Source organism: Desulfofundulus thermobenzoicus (genome assembly GCF_009428905.1).
In the GTDB taxonomy this organism is placed as follows: domain Bacteria; phylum Bacillota; class Desulfotomaculia; order Desulfotomaculales; family Desulfovirgulaceae; genus Desulfofundulus_A; species Desulfofundulus_A thermobenzoicus.
Window position 1 is genome coordinate 37467 of the sequence record NZ_WHYR01000001.1, and the last position, 22678, is coordinate 60144.

A 22678-nucleotide genomic window follows, 5' to 3' on the forward strand; every position below is an offset into this window, starting at 1 on the left:
GAAGAATAACCTGGTGCCGGAACGTAAAGCGGACATGCACGCTTTTCAAGCTCTTAAACAAGAAGCATCCAAGTTTTTGCCATTATTAGGTGGATTTGTAGTAGAAGACATGAAGATAAAATTTCGGCGACCAATTCCACTACTTGATGATTTCCAGTTGTACTATTTTTCAACTCTTAAGCTGTTGAGTAGCGTTTATCATCCGGTGTTGGAGGCAACCTTGGCCGGTCATGGTTGTGCGGATAACGATATAAAGATTAATATATCGTTTCGCGGCTCCCTGTTTAACAGTCAGGCGTGTTTTATCCCGCAGTATGACTCCGACGTGGACGACTTAACGGCTGATTTATTAGAGTTTTTAAACCAAAACAACGAACTGAAGGAGGGAATTAGCGGTATCGACTTAGAAAAGGGCGCTATTACTTACTTCAGCAACATGGATTGCTGGAAAATTCAACTGGTGCCTTTCCCCGGATCGTTTATTTCGATGCTGATCCCACCCGCCAAGTACCTCGTTAAGCTAAAAGAAGAAGAGGTGGAGACACTCGTTACCTGTATAAATATTATCGCCGAAACTTTGAGTAAGTTTGGGCGCGAGAATAAGGGGTGCGGCTAATGAGGTTGAAATTTGACAGTCAAAAATGCATTGGATGCAGGCTTTGCCAGTTGGCTTGTTCCGCCAGTCATGAGGGAGTATTTAATCCTAAACTGGCCCGGCTAAAGATTAACTCTTTTTATAGCAAGCTAGGGCTTGTTGTCGAAGGGATAGTGTGCACCCTGTGCCTACAATGCGTTAATACCTGCCCTGTTGACGCCATTAAATATGACGGTAGTAAATTAAGCCTTGATGAGGCTCAATGCACTGGGTGCATGAGCTGTTTGGATTCTTGCCCTGAAGGCGTAATCGTCAATAAAGAAAGCATCGTCGGGTTGTGCGACATGTGTAACGGTGAACCTCAGTGCATTGCCTGGTGTCCCCACGAGGCGTTAAGCATGGTACAACTAATGGAGGAGGTGGGTTAACCATGTCGGGTTACACCGGAAATATCCTACGTGTTAATCTAACAACAGGTAAGATTGACTGTGAAGAACTCAACCGGAGTTGGGCTCAGAAATACCTTGGGGGGAAGGGCCTTGGCATCAAGTATCTTTATGAAGAGTTGCCCGCTAAATTAGCTCCCCTTTCCCCGGATAACAAGATAATCCTGATGACTGGTCCTTTTACCGGTACTATCGTCCCTTGCTCAGGAAAACTGGCCGTGATCACCAAATCCCCGGCGACAGGGACTATTCTGGACTGCTCCATAGGTGGTCATTTTGCGGGGGAACTGAAGTACTCGGGGTATGACGCGGTGATAATAGAAGGGAAAGCATCACAACCTTCCTATCTCTACATCGAGGACGGGAGAGTGGAAATCAGGCACGCCGGGTCCCTTTGGGGCAAAGGAACTCATGATACAGAATATGCTTTGAAAGAGGAATTGGGCGAAGATGCCAAAATTCTATCCATCGGGCCGGCAGGGGAAAACCTGGTGCCGATGGCATGCATTACCTCGGAACTCTACCGGCAAGCTGGTAGGGGTGGTGTGGGTGCCGTGATGGGCAGTAAAAACCTGAAGGCTGTGGCTGTTAAAGGGAGTGGTAGCGTTAAGGTCAAAAACATGAAGCTTCTGATGGAGACCGTCAACCGGATTATGAGGGAAGACACCTTGACCGACACCAACCTTTGGGCTTATACCGACGGGACAGCCATGCTAGTGGATTTATCCAATTCTACGGGCGTGTTACCAACGAGAAATTACCAGGACGGGACCTTTGAAGGCCATCAAAAAATCAACTCGGAAGCCATGAAAAACGCCAGGGCAGGTAAAAAGGGATGCCTTAGCTGCGCTTTGGGGTGTGGCAATTACTCAAGGGTGGGGAACAGCGCGGTAGAGGGCCCGGAATACGAGACCCTTGCCCTGGCGGGTTCCAACTGCGGCATTGATGACCTGCAAGCGATTGTTAAGTTCAACTACTTGTGCGATGACCTGGGGCTTGATACTATTTCCTGTGGCAACACGATTGCTTTCGTAATGGAAATGACGGAAAAAGGAATTAAGGACTTTGGGATCACTTTTGGCGATACAGAAAAGTATTTGGAGATACCCGAACTCATTGCCACCAGAAAAGGTATAGGGGCGGAACTTGCCCAAGGAGTCAAGGCCCTTAGCGAGAAATATGGTGGCCGGGAATTTGCCATGCATGTGAAAGGGCTTGAATTTCCCGGGTATGATCCCAGGGGTTCCTGGGGTATGGGACTGGCATATGCCACCGCCGACAGGGGGGCGTGCCACTTGAGGGCATGGCCTATTGCCGAAGAGGCTTACGGGCAGAGGGACCCCTTTACCATTGAAGGGAAAGCCCAACTGGTGGTGGATCTCCAGCATTATAATGCTATCAAGTTCTCTGCTATCTTATGCGACTTTTGGGCCTTGTCGTTAGCCACACTTGCCGAAATCGCTTCGGTGGTTCTCGGAGCAGAGATATCGGAGAGTGATCTGGTTACCGCGGGTGAGCGGATCGTCAATCTAGCCCGTCTGTTTAATTGGCGGGAAGGGTTTACTAAAAAGGATGATACCTTGCCTGCCAGGGTATTTAATGATGCGCTAAAAAGTGGAGTTACCGCCGGTAAGCTGATACCTGAGCAGGAGTTTCAACGTATGTTGGAGGAATATTACGCCATTAGGGGCTGGGACAAAGAGGGAAAACCGCGAGAAGACAAATTGAAGAGCTTGAACGTCTAGCCTCCACGGAGAGTGAGAGAAAAGCCTATGTATATTCAATTAAAGCTGTTTGGCCCTTTAGAGAAATATAGTAAGATTGAAGGCGCCCACCAAGTGGAAGTTGGATTAACCGTGAGGGTGGCTGACCTGCTCTCCCAAGTGGAGGTGCCATTGACTGCAATAGGCTTTATAGCAGTTAATGGAATTAAGGCGGGCCTTAATTACCAGTTGCAGGAAGGAGATGAAGTGATCGTATTCCCTCACGTGTCGGGTGGATAATGAGAATAGAGCCCCTTATGCCGAGACAAGCACGAGGGGGTTTTTCATGTAAGGGAAGTGGAAAACCTGGTGGAGCGGTTGATGGTTACTACCGACAGCAACCTCATTGAAACGGTGCATATTCCCGATTATATATATTATCAATTCCAACGGCGATCTTCCCGGCAAGGTATATGTGCTGGGGATATGCCCCTTGAAACAGGCCGTCGACGAGGTGGAAAGGCAGTTAATTATGCTGGCGTCACAGCGTTGCAAAACCACCTACGAAATGGCCAGTGCCCTGCAGGTCAACCAGTCAACGATTGTCAGAAAGATCCAGAAGTACCGCGTGTACCCCACGGGGAGCAAACAAAAGAAGCTCATGAAAAACACAAAATAATGCTATTGCGCATCATATGTAATCCTGTGTTGCATTATCTAAAAGGGACAGAGTGCAGAGAAGTGTCCGGTGTCCCGGTTTTGTGTTAATTCGTGTTAATGCGTGTTATCCCTGCAGGTAGAGCTCCACTATTTTGCTCATATGGGAGATACCCGGCCCCATGTCTAATGATCATAAATGATCCCAACCGATCCAAAATGATCCATAACAACCTTTGCCCGTCCGACAGTTTTCGCGGTATAGTGGTACATATTTCCCTTTGGGCGGGTGGAAAGATGGCTTTTCTTTCCAAGAAAAAGATCAACGGGAAGACGTACTACTATGCTTTGGAGACCAAACGGATCAACGGCAAGCCCCGGGTGGTCTCCCAGGTCTACCTGGGCAAGGCGGAGGAAATTATCCAAAAGGTTACCGCCCCTCCCCGGCCGCAAGCGGTGCAGGCCAAAGAGTTCGGAACCATTGCCGCCTTAATGAAGATCGCCCAGAAGCTATCTTTGCGCGAACTGATCGACGAGGTGGTAATCAAGCGCAGCCAGGGCGCCTCGGTGGGGCAGTATTTAATGATCGCCGCCTTTAACCGCTGCTCTTCCCCCACCAGTAAAAGCAAGATCGGGGAGTGGTACGAGCAGACCATCTTACCCCGGCTCTTCCAGATTGAGCCCAAGTACCTGACCAGCCAGCGCTTCTGGGACAACATGGACCTGGTCACCGAGGAAGAATTAACCGAAATCCAGGTTGAGCTGGCCAAAAGGGTGGTTTTGCTCTACCAGGTCGACTTGAGGGTGCTCTTGTACGACGCCACCAACTTTTTTACTTACATCGACACCACCAACCCCTGCACTTTGCCCCAGTGGGGGCACAACAAGCAGAAGAGAAACGATTTGCGCCAGATCGGCCTCGCTTTGCTGGTGGCAAGAGACGGGGGAATTCCTCTTTTTCACGACACTTACCAGGGCAACCAGGCCGATCCCGTGGAGTTTGACCGGTTCATCCGGGAGCTGATCAAAAGGTTCAACGATATTTTTACCCGGTGCCAGGATCTTACCATTGTTGCCGATAAAGGCAACAACTCCAAAAAGAACTTAAAACTTTTAGACGAAAGCCCCTTTCATTTCGTTGGCTCCCTGGTTTTATCCCATTTTAAAGACCTTCTGGCGATTCCCCTGGAGCAGTACCAGGATTGTCAGAACGAGCGTTTGGCCGGGGTGAAATATTACCGGACGACGCGCAAAGTATTTGACGCGCCGCGGACAGTGCTGGTTGTCTTTAACCTCGCGTTATTAAAGGGGCAGCTTCAGGGGATTCACCACAATCTGGCCAAGACCAGGCAGCAGCTTTTTTCTTTGCAGGAAAAGCTCAACAACCCCTCCCCGAAGGGGCGCAAGCCAAAGGTTTCTTCGGTCACCAAACAGGTGGAGCAGATCCTCTCCCGCCAGTTTATGAAAACCCTTTTCTGGTACAAGGTAACTGATCAAGAGGGGGTTAAGCTCGAATTCGGTTTTGACAACCAGGCTTTCGAAGAATTAAAAAGAACGTCGTTAGGAAAAACCATCCTGTTTACCGACCGGGACGACTGGCCGGCCGAGGAGATTATCCTTGCCTACCGGGACCAGTACGAAATCGAGCAGTGTTTTAAGCAAATGAAAGACCCCTCCTGGGTGAGTTGGGACCCCTGTTTTCACTGGACCGACCACAAGATCAAAGTGCATTCCTTTTACTGCTTTGTGGCCCTTTTGTTAAGCTCGCTCTTGTTGCGGGAACTGGCCAACAAACAGATTAATATTTCCGTACCCGGAGCGTTAGAAAAACTCTCCAAAATCAAGGAGGTCAGGATTATTTATCCGGGCAAGCGCGCTCAAGAACCGGTCGTGGTGACCATGCTCACCGAAATGGACCGGGAGAGTAAAAAGCTTTTTGAAGCGCTTGAACTGGCTGAGTACGTTGTTTAGGTGCTACGTTTTAGAACCGGAAACCCTTGTCAATTGTGGGTTTCGCAAAATGAGATGAGCTATTTCGTAAACTGGTGCTAAAGGCCATAAAGCATGTGGTCCCCGGCGCAACAATGGAAGACTTACGGGCCATTATCAGCCCCAGGGACCAGCTGCCCCATACCGGGGACGGGGATCGTCAAAAGGTCGCTCTACCCAGGTATCTGGCCGGTCCCCTGGCGCCACCGCAAATGGTTAACGCCCGCACGGTGGACAGGCCCGCCGGGGACGATGTGCTGGTTCCCCGGGCAGTGGTGGACAAAATGCTGGCCTTTCTCGTGCAGGAAGAGCATATCAGCCGGGCCAGGGCACTGGCCATGATCTTCCGGCTGGCCTGCCTGCGGGAGCTGTACTGCCCGCCCCTTGGCCGGGTAAGACCGGGACAGGTAGCCTGGATCGGCATCAGCACCACCGACCGCCAGCAAAGGGAGCACCAGACGGCCTACCGGGAGCAGGTGCCTCTGCTGCTCACCCTGCATACCCAGGAGGAGTTAAAGCGCCTGGCCCGGGTCAAATCCTTAAGCGAACTGGAAGCCATTCAACAGGCCCAGATGGCCCGGGTGCTTACTGAGGCCTACCTGCAGGGCGGTTTGCTGGCCCTGGTGGATCTGCAGCAGCTGTTCTTACGCTCATACCAGACTTTTTCGCGGCTTTTGCGGCAGTTCATGGTGGATCACCAGATGGTTTTACCCACCCCGGGAACGATACTGGACGCCGGCAGCGCCATGACCCACAAAGAGATCATTATCGGCTTCTACCTGAAAGGGTATTTCAGCCATGACATTGCCCGGATCACCCGGCACAGCCCGGAGGCCGGTGGACAGGTACATCGACGACTTTGAGCGGGTTTTAATTTTGCACACTTACGGCCTCCAGCTGGAATTGATGGCCCGGGTGGTCAGACGGGGGCCGACGCTGGTGGCGGAGTACCTGAACATCATTGCTGAACATTTCCCCGACCGGGAAGCTGTCAAGTCCCATTTAAGGCTGAAAGGGGTCAAAATTTAGCCTTACGGGCTATACCGGTTATCTCCAGTAACCGGATTTATGTCCTTGATATCTGCCCCTTAAAGGAAGCCATAGACGAGCTGGAAAGGCAATTGCTGGATATGGCTTACACGCGTTATAAAAACACCTACAAGGTGGCCGACGCCCTGGCCATCAACCAATCCACGGTGGTTCGTAAGATCCGAAAGTATCAGCTTTTCCCTTCCCCGGGGAAGCGGCGGAGGGGGGAGGCTAAGTTTTGATTTGCTGGGAAAAAGAATGCTATCAAAGGGTTTATGTTTTTAACCGGAATACCCCATCGATAGTCGGCGCAGTATCGTTGATAAATAAATCCCCGGGCCAGGAAAAATCCCCGTAACCATTTCTGGATACGGGGGAGGATGGAAAACCGGCTTGGAGAAATGCTTTACTTACTGGGACGGTGTAGGGCAATATTGAAAGGATGAAAGCCTACCATGGTTATTACGGAAACAGTCCGCGCAGGAGAGTTGCCTTTTTCACCCTTTCCAGGGCGATCATATAGGCGGCAGTACGCATGGATACCCGCTCCCGTTGGGCAATCTCCCAGACCTCCCGGAAACTGCTTACAATACGGCGGCGCAACTGACGGTTGACTTCATCTTTGCTCCAGAAAAAGTGCTGCATGCCCTGCACCCATTCGAAATAGGAGACGACCACGCCGCCGGCGTTGGCCAGAATGTCGGGGATGACCATAATCCCCCTTTGCTGCAGGATATCGTCGGCCCGGGCGGTGGTGGGACCGTTGGCCGCCTCGGCCACTATTTTCGCCCTGATGTCGGCGGCGTTGGCTTCCGTAATCTGGTTTTCCAGGGCGGCAGGGACCAGGATGTCACAATCCAGGGCGAGCAACTCCTGCTGGGTGATGGGGGTGGCATCGGGGTAGCCGACAACCGAACCCGTGCGCTCTTTGTACTCCCTGACCTCGGCAATATCCAGGCCGCCTTCGCAGTATACGCCTCCTTTGGAGTCACTGACGGCCACCACCCGGCATCCCAGATCATTTAAACAGGCGGCGGCCACCGCCCCCACATTGCCGAAACCCTGCACGGCGGCAGTCGCTTCGGCCAGGTTGAGGCCGCAGCCAGAGGCCGCTTCTTCGATGGTATAGACACAGCCCCGGCCGGTGGCTTCGTTGCGGCCCTGGGAACCGCCTATTTCCAGGGGCTTGCCCGTAACCACCGCCGGAATGGAGTAGCCGTGCTGCATGCTGAAGGTATCCATGATCCAGGCCATTACCTGCGGGTTGGTATTTACGTCCGGAGCGGGGATGTCTTTTTCCGGACCGATGATGATGCTGATCTCCGTTACGTAGCGCCTGGTTAGCCGTTCCAGCTCGCCGGTGGATAATTCCTTGGGATTGCAGATGATACCGCCCTTTGCTCCGCCATAGGGGATATCCACCACGGCGCACTTCCAGGTCATGAGCGCGGCTAAGGCGATCACTTCTTCTAAAGTAACGTCCTGGTGGAACCTGATGCCTCCCTTGGCCGGTCCCCGGGCCAGGTTATGCTGGACCCGGAAACCCTGGTAGACATCCAGGGAGCCGTCGTCCTTCCGCAGGGGGACTGATACTGTCAGAATACGCTTCGGTTCTTTAAGCACTTTTAAAAGACCGGGGTCGAGTCCCATGCGGGTGGCCGCCCGTTCCACCTGGAAAAAGGTAGACTGCAAAAGATCGTTATTGTTGTCGTAAACGCAATTGGCCATCTCCATATGTTTTCCCCCTTTGCCTGGATGCGGGCTAATGAAAACAATAAAGAAAAAGTTGCCACTGGTAATTTGCCCGGGCTGTAAATAGGCGGTTCTGAATAAATTCACAGCAAAATCTGTGCCATATAGTCAAGCGAAAAATTTACTTTAAAGATGCAATAATGCATCGATAATGATACCGAATTAATGGCTTTAAGGTGCTGCGGTCAACAAAATGATGATAACGGTCAAATCGATCTTGCGGATTAAAAATGCGCGATCGATTTATGGTCGATGCAAATAAACATTAAATTTGCCCTAAAATTCCCTTTCAATGCCCTGCGAAAAATGTTTCAAAAGGAAAGGCGCCCGTCCATGCACGATTAATGGCCGGATCGCCTGATAAACGAAGAGGTGCACAGGGAAAGTGATGCTGTGAAGCATTGGATGATGCGCATAAACATTATTTTTCGCCCGGTTTTCCCCTGATAACTTTTAGATATCCGGCCCGCCCGATGCGCAAAAGCATAATCTAACCGGCTACCCGATTAATTAATAGGAAAAAAGCCAAAAATTAATATCCTGCTTTCTCTCCGGTATTGCCGCAGGGAGCCTGCCGGGAGTGGTGGCAGGTTAAATAAAGTAGCGAATCGCTATTTAACTCCATCCGGAAAAGCACACTTTGTCTTTGTTCGGGTATGGTATTTGCAGTGCTTTGGCAGGTAAAAAATTGACCGTGCGTCCGCATTAGGCCGTGGCTTCAATGGAATTGCGGGCGTAATCAGGCCGTTTCAGGTTGATGGAAATCCGGCCTGGAGAATGTTACCCGTTACGGATGCTTGAATGGCAAACTGTATCTTGAGGAGGTTTGGCTTATGTCGCAAAAGGTTACACAAATACCGGGCCCCAAATCAGCTGGCCTGCTGGCGAAAAAGAACAAATATGTGGCCAGGGGTATCTCCAACACCGCCCCCATTTTTGTGGATGAAGCAAAAGGGGCCGTCATCAAGGATGTGGACGGGAACGAGTATATCGATTTTTACGGTGGCATCGCCACGCTCAACGCCGGCCATTGTCCCGAGCCGGTGGTGGCCGCCATCAAAGCCCAGGCCGAAAAGCTCCTGCACAGCTGTTTTATGGTCACCATGTATGAAAGCTATGTGGATCTGGCTGAAAAACTGGCCGGGTTGTGTCCCGTCAAAGGGGAAGCCAAGGCCATGTTTGCCAACAGCGGGGCGGAGGCAGTGGAAAATGCCGTGAAGATTGCCCGTTTTTACACGAAGCGGCCGGGCATCATCTCTTTTGAGTGCGCTTTCCACGGCCGAACGCTGATGACCATGAGCCTGACCAGCAAGGTGAAGCCCTACAAGTTCGGCTTCGGACCCATGGCACCGGAAGTCTACAAGGTGCCGTCGGCATACTGTTACCGCTGCCATTTCAATTCCTCCTATCCGGGGTGCGGACTGCATTGCCTGGAACAGTTCCATCGCTTCTTTGTGGCCGAAGTGGCGCCGGAAAACGTGGCCGCCATGATCATTGAACCGGTACAGGGCGAAGGTGGTTTTCTGGTACCGCCGCCGGAGTTCCTGCCCGGACTGCAGAAAATATGCGCAGAGGAAGGCATTGTCTTTATAGTGGACGAGGTGCAGACCGGTTTCGGTCGCACCGGCAGGATGTTTGCCGTGGAGCACTGGGGGGTAAAACCCGACCTGATGACGGTAGCCAAATCCATCGCTTCCGGGATGCCGCTGAGCGGCGTCATTGGCCGGGCGGAAATAATGGATGCACCCGATCCGGGTCACATCGGCGGCACCTACGGCGGCAACCCCGTTTCCTGTGCCGCGGCCCTGGCCACATTGGACTACATCCAGGAGCAGCAGTTGCCGGACAGGGCGGCGCGCATCGGGGAAACAGCCATGTCCCGCCTGCGGGCCATGCAGGAAAAGTATCCCCTGATCGGCGATGTGCGCGGCCTGGGGGCCATGGTGGCCATGGAGCTGGTCAAGGACAGAAAGACCAAGGAACCGGCTAAAGAGGAGGCCGGCCGCATTATTCAGGAGTGTTACCGGCGCGGCCTGCTGGTCATCGGGGCGGGCATATTCGGCAACGTGGTCCGCATGCTCATGCCCCTGACCATTACCGACGGGCAACTGGACGAGGGTCTGGCCATACTGGAAGAAGTGGTGGCGGAAGTGGCCGGTTAACAATTTATTGCTCTGGCTACGAATTTTGGGAGAGAAATTCAGGCATCCACCGGTGCTTACGTTTATCCCACGGGAAATCATGGATAGGCAATAAGCTGGCGAAATATATGCGATTACGTGAGTTAGCACAGATTACGTTTGAGAAGCGCTACCGGGGTTGCTGTAAAGCAACCCGGTAGCCACCCGAACGAATGCTCCGGTGGGAGCCATTGCTTTGGCCAATTGCTCAGGAGAAACGGAAGTGATAAGATTATGTACGGCTTTTACGGTCGGATTTTGCGCGTGGATCTGACCGGCAGGACCTTTGCAGTGGAAAACCTGTCGGCAGATATTTATGAAGAATACCTGGGCGGAAAAGGACTGGGCACCTACCTGTTGCTGCGGGAGGTGCAACCGGGGACGGACCCTCTCTCCCCGGACAACAGGCTCATTTTCACCACCGGCCCCGCCACCGGCACGGTGCTGCCCGGGAACAGCCGCTACGGAGTTTTCAGCAAATCACCCCTCACCGGCCTGTACGCCGAGTCCTATGCCGGTGGGCGTGTGGCCCCGGCCATGCGCCGTACCGGGTATGATGCGGTGATTGTGGAGGGTGCGTCCGCTGTGCCCGTGTACGTGGAGATCAGCGACCGGGGCGTTCGCTTCCATGATGCCTCGCACCTCTGGGGCCGGGACACTTATGCCACGGAGGACGCCGTACTGGCGGAGGTGGGGCGGAAGGGAGCCCAGGCCGTGGTCATCGGCCCCGCCGGGGAGAACCTGGTCCGGTTTGCCTGCCTGGAAAACAACTACTGGCGTTCGGCCGGGCGGACCGGCATGGGGGCGGTCATGGGGTCGAAAAAGCTCAAAGCGCTGGTGTTTCACGGGGAGTCCAGTTGTGCGGTGGCCGACACCGACCTTTTACAGGAGGTGGCCCGCCGCCTGCGGGTCAAAGGCAAAGATAACCCGGGGGTAAAGGCCTACCAGACCTACGGCACAACGGTGATGGTGGGCACCATGAACCGGGCCGCGGCATTCCCGGCCCGCTACTGGACTGCGGCTTCCGACCCGCAATGGGAGAACATAAGTGGCGACACCCTGCTGCAGAGATTTGAAGTGAAGCCCAGGGCCTGTCCCAACTGTTTCATGTCCTGCGGCAAGCTGACCACAGTCAGGGAAGGGAAATTTGCCGGCCTGCAGGTGGAAGGTCCCGAGTATGAAACCCTTTATGCCTTCGGCGGTCTGTGCGGCATCAACAATCTGGAGTACATCCTCCACCTGAACGACCTGTGCGACAGGCTGGGGATGGATACCATTACCGCCGGGAACCTGGTGGGGTTGATGATGGAGGCCGGGGAAAGGGGCCGGGTAAAGGGTTACCCCCGGTACGGGGACGGGGAGGGGGCGGCCCGTTTGCTGGCCGATATGGCCTACGGGCGTGGCCCTGGAGAGCCGCTGGCCCGGGGTATAAAGCACGTGGCCCGGGAAATGGACCTGGCAGATCTGGCCATACATGTAAAGGGCCTGGAACCGCCCGGCTATGACCCCCGGGTGCTCAAGGGGATGGGCCTGGCCTACGCCACCTCGCCCAGGGGGGCCTGTCACCTGAGGGCCACATTTTATAAGCCTGAGCTGAGCGGGATGATTGATCCCTCCACCACGGACGGGAAAGCGGCCCTGTTTATCGAGTTTGAAAACCGTCTGACGGTGTTCAACACGATGATTTTCTGTGTCTTCTTCCGGGACCTGATTCAATGGGAAGATCTGGTGGATGCGGTCCGGGGAACCACCGGCCGGGAATATACCCGGGAGGAACTGGCCCGGCTGGCCGGTCGCATTGTTACCGCCACCCGTCTGTTCAATGTCCGGGAAGGGGCCACCCGGGCGGACGACATGTTGCCATCCAGATTTTTCAACGAGCCCGTAAACGACGGTCAAAACGCGATTACCAGGCAGGAACTGGATATCATGCTGGACGACTATTACCGCCTGCGCGGCTGGGATCAAAATGGTTTACCTTAATTAAAGCCCGTATTCTTTTATCTTCCGGTAAAGGGTAATGCGGCTGATGCCCAGCAGTTTGGCCAGCTGCCCCCTGGTCATGGTGCCGTCCTGGATTTTCTGCAGGTAGGCAGCCAGGATTTCCTTTTCCGTATTTATCAGCTGGGACTTTAAGGTGGCCTCCGCGCCTTCCTCCCGCAGCCAGGAATTGCGTATGCGGGCGGGCACGCTGTCCAGGGTGATTACCGGCCCGGCTTCCATGTTCACGGCGTATTCCACCGCATTTTCCAGTTCCCGTACATTCCCGGGCCAGTGGTAGGTGATGAAGGCCTGGTAAACATCCTGTTCGAAACCGGTGATCCGCTTATCCAGCAGGCTGCAGTATTTATTTAAAAAGTGCTCCATCAGGATTTCTATGTCTTCCCGCCGTTCCCTCAAGGGGGGTATTTCCAGGGGGATGACGTTCAACCGGTAATAAAGATCCTCCCGGAATTCCCCCCGGGCGCACATTTCTTCCAGGTTGCGGTGGGTGGCCGCAATAACCCGCACATTGACGGAGATCACCTTGTTGCCACCAACCCGTTCCACCTGGCGTCTCTGCAATACGTGCAGCAGCTTCACCTGCAGGTGCAGGGGCAGGTCGCCGATTTCGTCCAGAAAGATGGTGCCCCCTTCGGCCAGCTCGAATTTCCCGGCCCGGCCACCCCGGCGGGCGCCGGTGAAGGCCCCCTCTTCATAACCAAAAAGTTCACTCTCCAGCAGTGTTTCCGGGATGGCCCCGCAGTTGACGATCACAAAGGGCCTGTCCCGCCGGGGGCTGGCATGGTGAATGGCCCGGGCAAACAGTTCCTTGCCCGTGCCGCTTTCCCCGCGGATGAGCACTGTGGACGAACCCTGGGCCACTTTGCTGGCCTGTTTTTTTACCTCGGCCAGCTGGTTACTGATCCCTTTTATATGCTCGAACTCCAGGCGGCGCTGTTCGCCGGTCAACTGGTAGGCCAGGCTGCGCACTTCTGCCATGTTCCGGAAGGAAGCCACCACACCGGCCGGCCGGCTGTTTTGCATGATGGGTGTGGCGGTGACCAGCAGGTGCATCTGTTCCGGCGGCCGGCCATAAAGCTCTTCCCTGTCCCGGTAGCCCTGACCGGTTAGCAGTACGTCGGTCAGGGGTGAGTCCGGCCACAGGTCGTCAATGCGCGAACCCAGCATTTCCTCCCTGGGTTTACCCACCAGTTTTTCCGCCGCCCTGTTGCAGTGGGTGATCATTCCGTCCCGGTCCACGGCAATGATGCCCTCGTGGATGGACTCCAGCACGGCGCTTAACTTGCCGGAGGTGAGCTCCAGCTGGCTGTAGCTTTCCATTTCCGCCACCCGGGAGGCCAGCAAAAAAGCCATATGCTGGAGGAAAGTCTGCAGTTGTTCGCGCTTTTGTAAAAGCCTTTTGCGCTGCTCCTCATTGAAGGCCACCAGGGCAATGATGCCGATGATCCGGTTGTCCCTGTGGATGGGGCAGCATATTTCACCGGTTTCCCCCAGGTAAACAGGTCCGTAAAAGGGATCCCGCCCCGGGTCTTCCACCACAAAGGCCCGCCCCGTTTTCAACACCCGGGTGTACAGGTAGGAGGCGTCCGGGTAGTTCACCTCTTCATCCCGGGAGCCAATCAGTTCCCGGTATTTCCCGGTGCCGGCCACAATGGTTAAATCACCGGCCAGAATTTCCGTCTCCACTTCCAGTACGGCCGAAATGGCCTCGGCCACCTGCTGGGCGGTGCTGCCGATGGTACAGAGTGAAAGCATTTGATCACCCCGGCATCCATATGGATTGACTTCCCTGAAAATAGTCGACGATCGTCAGATATCGGTTCAGTCATGAATTTGCGAAACAATTCCCGATTAATGTTTGTAATTCTATTTATTAGGAAATATTTGTATGAAAAGATTAAAGGAAAGTATGTTGCAGCCCTGAAACGTTCTATCCCTGATAATTTGACAGAAATGGTCGCATTCCTTCTTTGTTTCATGTACGATATAAATTTTCATTCATGTAACATCACAGCTGGGGGATGATCGGGTTTTTCACAGGGATAAAAGGCCGTCCGGGCCGGTTTTTTTTATGCCTTTATAGTGCCGGGGAAAAACCTTCAGGGCTGGTACAACAGTTGCTTGTTAATTAAGAAAATTGGCAATGCATACAGTATACCCAAATTTTCCGGCGAAAGAGGAGGCGGAAAAAATGAGTGAAACAAACCCCTTTATCAACGCCCAGCAGGAGATCAAGCGGGCGGTCAGCCGTCTGGGCCTGCACCCGGCGGTGTATGAGATTTTAAAGCAGCCTTTAAAGGTCCTGACGGTGGTCATTCCGGTGGAAATGGACGACGGTACCATCCGGGTGTTTACCGGTTACCGGGTGCAGCATAACAGCGCCCCGGGCCCGGTCAAGGGCGGAATACGTTTTCACCCCGATGTTACCCTGGAAGAAGTGAAGGCCCTGGCCATGTGGATGACTTTTAAATGTGCCGTGGTGGGGTTGCCTTACGGCGGCAGTAAGGGCGGCGTGGTCTGCAATCCCAGGGAACTTTCGCCCGGTGAACTGGAGCGGTTGAGCCGGGGCTATGTACGGGCCATTGCGGAGATCGTGGGTGCTGAAAAGGATATTCCCGCTCCGGACGTATATACCAACCCCCAGATCATGGCCTGGATGATGGATGAATTCAGCCGATATAAAGGACACAATGAGTTTGGTTTTATTACCGGCAAACCGCTTAGTGTTGGCGGTTCGGCAGGGCGTAATGAAGCCACTGCCCGGGGATGCGCCATTGTGGTACGGGAGGCAGCCAGGATGCTGGGCATCCCCCTGGATGGGGCTACCGTGGCGGTGCAGGGCTATGGTAACGCCGGCAGCATCGTGGCTCGCCTGCTGCACGAAATGGGCTGCCGCATTATTGCCGTGGTGGATTCCACCGGCGGGGCCTATAACGCTGCCGGTATGAATCCGGTGAAATTGCGTGAGCACAAAGCCAGAACCGGTTCCGTGCGGGGGTTCCCGGGCAGCAGGCCCATTTCTTCCGCTGAACTGCTGACCATGGAGTGCGATATTCTGGTGCCGGCGGCGCTGGAAAACCAGATTAACGCCAGTGTGGCCGGGCAGGTGAAGGCCAAAATTGTGGCCGAGGCGGCCAACGGGCCCACCACGCCGGAAGGCGACCGCATATTGAACCAGAAAGGCGTTTTTGTTATCCCGGATATCCTGGCCAGTGCCGGCGGCGTGACGGTTTCCTATTTTGAATGGGTGCAGAATAACATGGGATATTACTGGACCGGGGAGGAAGTCAACCGCCGCCTGGAAGAAATTATGGTCCGCGGTTTCCATGAGGTGGTGGCCATGCGCCGTCTGGGCCGGGATGTGGACATGCGTCTGGCCGCCTACATGGTGGCGGTAAAGAAGGTGGCCGAGGCCATGGAAGTGCGGGGCTGGCTGGGTAAAGCGGCCCGGATGATGGCTTCTGGCAGGGAAGTAAAGCTGGCCTGATGTTTGGTTCCATCCTCTGTTGTGCCGGGTTTTGTGCCCGGCTACACCGGCGGCGGATGTTTCAATAAAATAACACCATTTTTCGTCAGTGTAACAATAGATATTCACCCATCCCCATGATGTTGACCAGTTTCGCCACGGCCGCCGGGTTTTGTTAGTGGCATATGATTTGCTTGAGGATCATAAGAGAAAGATGATATTGATAAAACCGGTTATAAGGCCCTTTATTTCAGGCGTTCCGTTACATGGGGCGTACCAGGCCGGTGTTTTGTGTAGAGATATGGTTTTCCGGCGGGCAAGCGGTGCCTGTTCGGATGTGGAGCAAGGGAGCTCTGGCATGAGATTATACTCATGCAGAGCTTTTTTTGCTCTCGGGGCAACTTGTATTCATAAGACAGGGGGGTAGAGCTTGAGTTGGCAAGATTATGCCAATTCGGAATCTTCTATCATGGCATAAATTTTGCTCAATTAGGGTTTGCCCCTTTTATCCATACGAAAGGAGGAATCAGAAGTGAAGTTCTTAAAGTATCCTAGTTTATTTAGCGTTGTTCTGCTTGCCCATTTGTTTTCTGGTTGAAATTACCCGGTTTATTTCAATTCCTTTCCTGAATGCTTTTTAAAATTAAGGGGGTTTAGGAAATGGGGAGCCGGTTTATTTTGGCCCTAGCCCAAGCCGGCGCGGTGTTATACGATAAGGATCAAAATATAAAAAAGGCAGAATTCCTAATGTCCGAAGCGGCGGCTAAAGGGGCACGGGCTATTCTCTTTCCCGAAATGTTTTTAACCGGATATATGGTTTGGGACAAGGTAACAGAATTGGCCGAATCATTGGATGGCCAATTGATTAAAAAGCTTTCCGTTCTCGCCCGCCGTTTCAACTTGATGACGATTTGCGGGTTTCCGGAAGTAAATCCGGGATTTTTACCCTACAACAGCGCCTGTATTATTGACGCGGATGGTACAGTACTGGGTGCCTATCGCAAAACACACTTATTTGGAAATGAGTTAAAATATTTTACTCCGGGCGGGGATATCCCGGTTATCAATACATCCATCGGAAAGGTGGGAGTAATGATTTGCTATGATTCTGAATTTCCGGAAGTGGCGAGAGTACTGGCATTGCAGGGTGCCCGATTAATATTGTCACCCACCGCTAACATGGATCCTTATAGTAAGTACCAGTCAGTATATCTCAAGGCCAGGGCTATGGAGAACGGGGTTTTTGTCGCCATCGCCAACACCGTTGGTACCGACGGAACATTCCGTTTCTTTGGCCAAAGCGGGGTGGCGGACCCTACGGGTCACTTGTTATGTTTCGGTGGATCCGGGGAGGAGTTATTATACGCCCAAATTGATTTCAGCCTGGTGCCGCCGCGGGACGAAGGTTTGCGTTATCTTGAACATAGGCGACCCCAAATATATCACCGATTGATCCAGAAGTTGTAGGATTTAACCGGTAATGACAAGGTTTTCCCTGTTTTATGATATTAAAGAAGTCAGGAGGATACGAAATGGGTGCAGACAGTAAAGCTCCCGGACAATTGGAAAAATTTGGTTATAGTCAGGATTTGAACAGGATTCTTCCGTTAAGTTCATTAATCTATTACGGGCTAGCTTATATGGTACCCCTAACAATATTTACCACATATGGTCTGGTTTCTAACATGACTCACGGCATGTTATCTCTGGCGTATCTTGTAGCCACAATCGCCATGGGCTTTACTGCTTTTAGTTACAGTAACATGGTTAAAGCATTCCCTATTGCAGGTTCGGTATACTCATATGCCCACCGATCAATTAGCCCATATGTTGGCTTTATGTCAGGTTGGATCATTTTACTAGATTATATGTTGCTGCCAATGATTAACTATTTGGTTGCATCGCTGTTCATCGTGGAAGCGCTGCCCGGACTTCCCAATTGGGCATGGATTCTGATCTTTATTGTTATAGTCACTATTGTCAATTATTTTGGAATTCAAGTTACATCCTGGGTAAATAGCTTCCTCATCTGGGTTCAAATTGTTTTCTTGGTAGCCTTGTTATTCTTTGTTATCAAATGGATTTCGAATGGCGGAGGTGCTGGAACATTTTTTGACTGGAGTGCCTTTTTCAATGCCTCAGAGTTTGGCAAGCCTGATATGGGATGGCACATTATCTTTGCCGGCGCATCGATTCTTGCGCTTTCTTTCCTAGGATTCGATGCGGTGTCAACTATCTCGGAAGAGGCGCATAATCCTGAAGTTAACGTCGGAAGGGCTATCATTATTACGTGTATCGGTGCTGGTCTATTTTTTATCGTAATTGCCTACTTTACCCAACTTGCCTGGCCAACTGGTTGGAGTGAATTTAAAAGTGTTGATACCGGAGCCTATGAATTAATCACAAAAGTGGCTGGTTCATTTATGGGATACTTTTTTACCGCAGCTTATGTGCTTGGCTGTATAGCCTCGGCAATTGCTTCTCAGTCTTCCGCTTCCCGGATTTTGTTTGGTATGGGACGGGACGGAATTTTGCCAAAAAAATTTTTCGCGTACCTGCACCCAAAATATAAAACGCCAACAGGCAATATATTTTTAATTGCTGCCATTAGCCTTACTGCTCTGGTGCTGAGCCTATCTGACGCGGCTTCACTGATCAATTTCGGAGCGCTAATTGGATTCACAATGGTTAACATCTCGGTAATTGCTCATTATTTTATCCGTAATAAACAGCGCGGTGGATGGGATTTTGTTCGTTATTTAATCGTACCAGTGTGTGGAGCTTTGATATGTCTGATAATCTGGTACAACCTGGACATTAAGTCAAAAGAACTGGGCTTATCCTGGACAATGGTGGGCCTGGTTTACCTGGCAATTACAACCAGGTTATTTAGGAAACTCCCACCGGAAATGGATTTTAAAATATAATTGGGGAGAGGGAATTTATGGCAATTTAGCCAATTCGATTAAGGTACGGAGGTATGATAAATGAAGGTGAATGTGGCCTTAATCCAAATGTCCTGCAGCATGGATATCAAGCTTAATATCAACAAAGCGGTTGCTATGGTAGAAGAGGCCGCCACTAGGGGTGCAAATATTGTTTGCCTGCAGGAGCTGTACGCCAGTCGATACTTTCCCCAGACGGTGAACGTCAAACACTACCAACTGGCCCATCCCCTTGACGGTGAGCCTGTGGAAACGATGCGTTGGTTGGCCGCGGATAAAAAGCTGGTGATGGTAGTGCCGGTCTACGAATACGCTAAACCGGGCATTTATTTCAATACCGCCGTGGTGGTTGACGCTGATGGTTCCATTGCGGGCAAATTCCGGAAGGTGCATATTCCAGAAGGGCCACAGTACCTGGAGAAATACTACTTCACCCCTGGCAACCTGGGTTATCCCGTGTTCAAGACGGCTTACGCCACTATTGGCGTGGGAATATGCTGGGACGAGTGGTTTCCGGAAGTGGCCAGGATTCTGAGCCTGAAAGGTGCCCAGATTATCTTTTACCCCTCGGCTATCGGCAGCGAACCCGACCGTCCGGGCTACAGTTCGCAGGGCGCATGGGAAACAGTAATCAAATCACACGGCATTGCCAACGGGTTGTTTGTGGCTGCGGTCAACCGGGTAGGGGTTGAAGACGACATGACTTTTTATGGCGGTAGCTTCATCAGCAATCCCTTCGGCGAAATCCTGGCCCGTGGCGGTAGTGAAGACCAGGTAGTTGCTGCCGAATTGGATCTGAACCAGATTGAGGAATTTCGTAACCTGCTACAATTCCACCGGGACCGCCGCCCTGAGACCTACCATGAGATTTTAAAACTAATTGTGGAGTGAATTAATAATGCACGAGTTTGATTTAATCATTAAAAATGGTACCCTGGTGGACCCCGAAAAGCGGCGGATTACCGTGGGTCACCTGGGCATCAGTGGCGGCAAAATAGCCGCCATCACCCGGGAGGATATCAGAGGACGACATGAAATCGATGCCGGTCTGGCCATTGTCTGCCCCGGGTTTATTGATATCCACGCCCACGTCGACGGTTACCTCTATGCGGCGCAGTGTATGGTTCGTCAGGGTGTAACCACTTCGGTGGGTGGTAACTGTGGGTTCGGTCCTCTGGATTTGCAAAGTTTCTTTGATGGACTGGAAAGGGATGGATTTCCCTTGAACCAGGCAATGCTAATCGGGCACTCCTTTACCTTGCGGGAAAAAGCCGGCGCCGTCGATCCGTACGCGCCGGCGACGCCGGAGCAGGTGGATTGTATGTTGTCCTTGTTGGAAGAAGCATTCGACCAGGGTGCCATTGGTCTGTCTTTCGGATTAGAATACGCCCCCGGTACGTCCTTTGATGAAGTATTGGCCTTAAGTCAGGTTGCGGCTAGGTATGGCAAACTTATCGCCGTGCATACACGTACTGACTCCTGGCCTGGGCTGGGCGCTTTAAAGGAAGCCGTGCGGATCACTGAGTTTACCGGTGCGCCGGTGCAGGTATCCCATCTGGTGTATCAGGTTGGGATGGGCATGATGATCCAGGCGCTGGAAATCCTGGACCGGGCCGTGCGGGATGGCCTGGATGTGGCTGCTGACAGCGGTATGTACCACGCCTTTGCCACGTTCATCGGGTCGCCGGTATACGATGAGGGCTGTTTGGAAAAGTGGGGCTGCGATTACGGAGACCTGTTTGTGGCCACCGGCAAATATGCAGGACAGCGTTGTACCAGGGAAATATACCAGGAACTAAGAGCCAATTATAAAAACGACGTTGTGGTTGCCTTTGCCTGCAGGGAGGCTGAGGTTTATCAGGCCCTGCTGCCCGGATACGTAATGGTTTCAACGGACGGGGCAGTGGGGTCGCCCCAACCTGGTACCGGACATCCCCAGGATTCCGGCACCTACCCCCGGTTTTTCCAAAAGATGGTGCGCGAGCAGGGTTCCCTATCCTTAGTTGAGGCCGTTCGTCGGTGTACACTGCTGCCTGCGGAAAGGTTGGGCCTTTTAAATAAGGGACGGCTGAAAATCGGTGCAGATGCGGATATTGTCATCTTTAATCTTGACCGGATTACCGATCGGGCGGATTACCCGGGCATAGGGCGGCCAGACGCACCTCCTGAAGGAATCAATTATGTTCTTGTAAACGGGGAGGTTGTGGTAGAAAACGGAAGGTTGCTGGAGCACGCAAAACCCGGACGACCCGTTCGGGCGGTCCGGAGATATTGGCGCTGGCAATAAATAGATATGTGAGCCAGAGAACCGTCCCCTGACAGGGGGCATAAGCAATCCGGATTCCGGTTTCAGGAAACCACTGGATGTATTTAAATAAAAACACATGTTACTTTCGTGAAACAATCACTTTGTAAAAAGGGAAAAAAAAGCCGTCTGTAGACCGGTATATAACTTGCAATATGACTTTTTAATCATTCATCCATCGAACCACGACTAACGACTATTCGGGGAGGTTTTATGGTGTCACGGGATTACAGTGAAATCATTACCTTATCGCAACGTTACCTGGACATGATCGCCAGGGAGGAACTGACCGGGGCCGAAAAGGACGCCCTGGTGAAAGAAACGGTGGAAGGTTTCCGGGATCACGTTAACCCGGGTTTCCTGGAATACCGCAAGTCGGTTTCCACCGATTATACTTCCGTGGAGTGGAAGGATGGCGGGGCCACCTTTGTGGATGTTTACGGGAAGGAGTTTATCGACTGCCTGGGGGGCTACGGCATCTATAACGTGGGGCACCGGCACCCGAAGGTTCTGGAAGCGGTAATCAACCAGTTAAAGCGCCAGGCACTGCACAGCCAGGAGTTGCTGGATCCCCTGCGCGCACTGCTGGCCAAACTGCTGGCCGCCCTGACGCCCGGTGATTTAAAATACGTCTTCTTCACCAACAGCGGTACTGAATCGGTGGAGGGGGCGCTGAAGTTCGCCCGCATGGCCACCGGCCGGAAGAGCTTCATTGCCACCACCCGGGCCTTTCACGGAAAGTCCCTGGGTTCATTGACCGGCACAGCCAAGGGCGTGTTCCGTCAGCCCTTCCTGCCCCTGGTGCCGGGGTTCCACCACGTGCCTTACGGGGATGCGGGGGCCATCGAAATGATGCTGGAAAGCTGTGCCCTTACCGGTGAACCGGTGGCCGCCGTGCTGCTGGAACCCATCCAGGGTGAAGGTGGGGTTATTGTGCCCCCGGACGACTACCTGCCCCAGGTGCGTGAGCTGTGCGACCATTATGGCGCCCTTTTAATCCTGGACGAAGTGCAGACGGGTATGGGGCGGACGGGCAAAATGTTTGCCTGCGAGCATGTGAATGTGGTGCCCGACATCCTGTGCCTGGCCAAGGCCCTGGGCGGCGGCGTGATGCCCATTGGCGCCATTGTGGCCAGGGAAAAGATCTGGGACAAGCTGATCGACAACCCCTTCCTGCACACCACCACCTTCGGCGGCAATCCGGTGTGCTGCGCGGCGGCCATTGCCACCATCAACGTACTGCTGGAAGAAAAGCTGCCGGAAAGGGCGGCCGAATCCGGGAAATATTTAATGGGGGAACTGCGGAAGGTCGTCAGCCGCTACCCGGCTGTGGTCCAGGAACTGCGGGGCCGGGGGCTGATGATCGGCATTGAATTCCAGACCAACGAGCTGGGATACGAGGTGGCCAAAGGGTTGTTCAAATATGGCGTGCTGGTGGCCGGCACGTTGATCAACGCCAAGTCCATCCGCATTGAGCCGCCCCTGACCATCAGCAGGGAACAGATGGACCAGGTGGTGGAGCGGCTGGATAAAGTGCTGGCGGAAGTGGATCAAATGGCCCGGGCCGCCGGCATGTAGGGGACTGCCGGCCATATTCTTTAACACGG

General features: G+C 53.0%; 19 protein-coding genes. 17 read left to right on the plus strand and 2 right to left on the minus strand.

Annotation, left to right across the window (positions count from 1 at the left end; translation table 11 throughout):
* Positions 1 to 13 precede the first annotated feature (13 nt).
* From GFC01_RS00165 to GFC01_RS00205, 9 genes are all read left to right on the plus strand, one after another.
* Positions 14 to 616 carry a DUF3156 family protein gene (locus GFC01_RS00165; protein ID WP_152944633.1) on the plus strand — a complete coding sequence of 201 codons (603 nt, stop codon included), beginning with the start codon at positions 14 to 16 and terminating at the stop codon, positions 614 to 616.
* Positions 616 to 1023 carry a 4Fe-4S dicluster domain-containing protein gene (locus GFC01_RS20100; RefSeq protein WP_152944634.1) on the plus strand — a complete coding sequence of 136 codons (408 nt, stop codon included), beginning with the start codon at positions 616 to 618 and terminating at the stop codon, positions 1021 to 1023. Before GFC01_RS00165 ends, GFC01_RS20100 begins: the two co-directional genes overlap by 1 nt.
* 2 nt (positions 1024 to 1025) lie before the next feature.
* On the plus strand, positions 1026 to 2786 hold the full coding sequence (locus GFC01_RS00175; RefSeq protein ID WP_152944635.1) for an aldehyde ferredoxin oxidoreductase family protein: 1761 nt from the start codon (positions 1026 to 1028) through the stop codon (positions 2784 to 2786).
* A 27-nt stretch (positions 2787 to 2813) separates the two neighbouring features.
* Positions 2814 to 3044, plus strand: coding sequence for a MoaD/ThiS family protein (locus GFC01_RS00180; protein ID WP_152944636.1), 231 nt, complete (start codon positions 2814 to 2816; stop codon positions 3042 to 3044).
* A 193-nt stretch (positions 3045 to 3237) separates the two neighbouring features.
* On the plus strand, positions 3238 to 3423 hold the full coding sequence (locus GFC01_RS00185) for a hypothetical protein (RefSeq protein ID WP_152944637.1): 186 nt from the start codon (positions 3238 to 3240) through the stop codon (positions 3421 to 3423).
* A gap of 275 nt (positions 3424 to 3698) precedes the next feature.
* Positions 3699 to 5372: an IS1634 family transposase gene (locus GFC01_RS00190; RefSeq protein ID WP_194174721.1), complete on the plus strand. Its 1674-nt coding sequence runs from the start codon at positions 3699 to 3701 to the stop codon at positions 5370 to 5372.
* A 113-nt stretch (positions 5373 to 5485) separates the two neighbouring features.
* Positions 5486 to 6253: a DUF1670 domain-containing protein gene (locus GFC01_RS00195; RefSeq protein WP_152944639.1), complete on the plus strand. Its 768-nt coding sequence runs from the start codon at positions 5486 to 5488 to the stop codon at positions 6251 to 6253.
* Positions 6254 to 6266: 13 nt separating this feature from the next.
* Complete coding sequence (locus GFC01_RS00200; protein ID WP_152944640.1) at positions 6267 to 6419, plus strand: hypothetical protein; 153 nt, start codon at positions 6267 to 6269, stop codon at positions 6417 to 6419.
* Positions 6420 to 6490: 71 nt separating this feature from the next.
* Complete coding sequence (locus GFC01_RS00205; protein ID WP_341473672.1) at positions 6491 to 6661, plus strand: hypothetical protein; 171 nt, start codon at positions 6491 to 6493, stop codon at positions 6659 to 6661.
* Positions 6662 to 6881: 220 nt separating this feature from the next.
* Here GFC01_RS00205 and GFC01_RS00210 read toward each other — a convergent pair whose 3' ends face one another.
* On the minus strand, positions 6882 to 8153 hold the full coding sequence (locus tag GFC01_RS00210) for a Glu/Leu/Phe/Val family dehydrogenase (RefSeq protein ID WP_152944641.1): 1272 nt from the start codon (positions 8151 to 8153) through the stop codon (positions 6882 to 6884).
* Between the two features lie 851 nt (positions 8154 to 9004).
* Between GFC01_RS00210 and gabT the strand changes: the two genes are divergently transcribed.
* Positions 9005 to 10333, plus strand: coding sequence for a 4-aminobutyrate--2-oxoglutarate transaminase (gene gabT, locus GFC01_RS00215; RefSeq protein WP_152944642.1), 1329 nt, complete (start codon positions 9005 to 9007; stop codon positions 10331 to 10333).
* Positions 10334 to 10585: 252 nt separating this feature from the next.
* The gene (locus GFC01_RS00220; protein ID WP_152944643.1) at positions 10586 to 12334 is read left to right on the plus strand and encodes an aldehyde ferredoxin oxidoreductase family protein; all 1749 of its coding nucleotides are present in this window, start codon (positions 10586 to 10588) and stop codon (positions 12332 to 12334) included.
* Here the strand turns inward: GFC01_RS00220 and GFC01_RS19625 are convergent, their stop codons facing one another.
* The gene (locus tag GFC01_RS19625; protein ID WP_152944644.1) at positions 12335 to 14110 is read right to left on the minus strand and encodes a sigma-54-dependent Fis family transcriptional regulator; all 1776 of its coding nucleotides are present in this window, start codon (positions 14108 to 14110) and stop codon (positions 12335 to 12337) included. It lies immediately after the preceding gene.
* Between the two features lie 436 nt (positions 14111 to 14546).
* Between GFC01_RS19625 and GFC01_RS00230 the strand changes: the two genes are divergently transcribed.
* The 6 genes from GFC01_RS00230 to GFC01_RS00255 all read left to right on the plus strand — a co-directional run bounded on the left by GFC01_RS00230 (position 14547) and on the right by GFC01_RS00255 (position 22649).
* Complete coding sequence (locus tag GFC01_RS00230; protein WP_152944645.1) at positions 14547 to 15842, plus strand: Glu/Leu/Phe/Val family dehydrogenase; 1296 nt, start codon at positions 14547 to 14549, stop codon at positions 15840 to 15842.
* A 639-nt stretch (positions 15843 to 16481) separates the two neighbouring features.
* Positions 16482 to 17288: a carbon-nitrogen hydrolase family protein gene (locus tag GFC01_RS00235; RefSeq protein WP_152944646.1), complete on the plus strand. Its 807-nt coding sequence runs from the start codon at positions 16482 to 16484 to the stop codon at positions 17286 to 17288.
* Between the two features lie 65 nt (positions 17289 to 17353).
* Positions 17354 to 18748 carry an APC family permease gene (locus tag GFC01_RS00240; protein ID WP_194174722.1) on the plus strand — a complete coding sequence of 465 codons (1395 nt, stop codon included), beginning with the start codon at positions 17354 to 17356 and terminating at the stop codon, positions 18746 to 18748.
* A 60-nt stretch (positions 18749 to 18808) separates the two neighbouring features.
* Positions 18809 to 19657 (plus strand): carbon-nitrogen hydrolase, encoded by an 849-nt coding sequence (locus tag GFC01_RS00245; RefSeq protein WP_152944648.1) that lies wholly within the window; start codon positions 18809 to 18811, stop codon positions 19655 to 19657.
* Positions 19658 to 19664: 7 nt separating this feature from the next.
* Positions 19665 to 21053: an N-acyl-D-amino-acid deacylase family protein gene (locus GFC01_RS00250; protein WP_152944649.1), complete on the plus strand. Its 1389-nt coding sequence runs from the start codon at positions 19665 to 19667 to the stop codon at positions 21051 to 21053.
* Between the two features lie 231 nt (positions 21054 to 21284).
* Complete coding sequence (locus GFC01_RS00255; RefSeq protein WP_152944650.1) at positions 21285 to 22649, plus strand: putrescine aminotransferase; 1365 nt, start codon at positions 21285 to 21287, stop codon at positions 22647 to 22649.
* Positions 22650 to 22678: the final 29 nt, after the last annotated feature.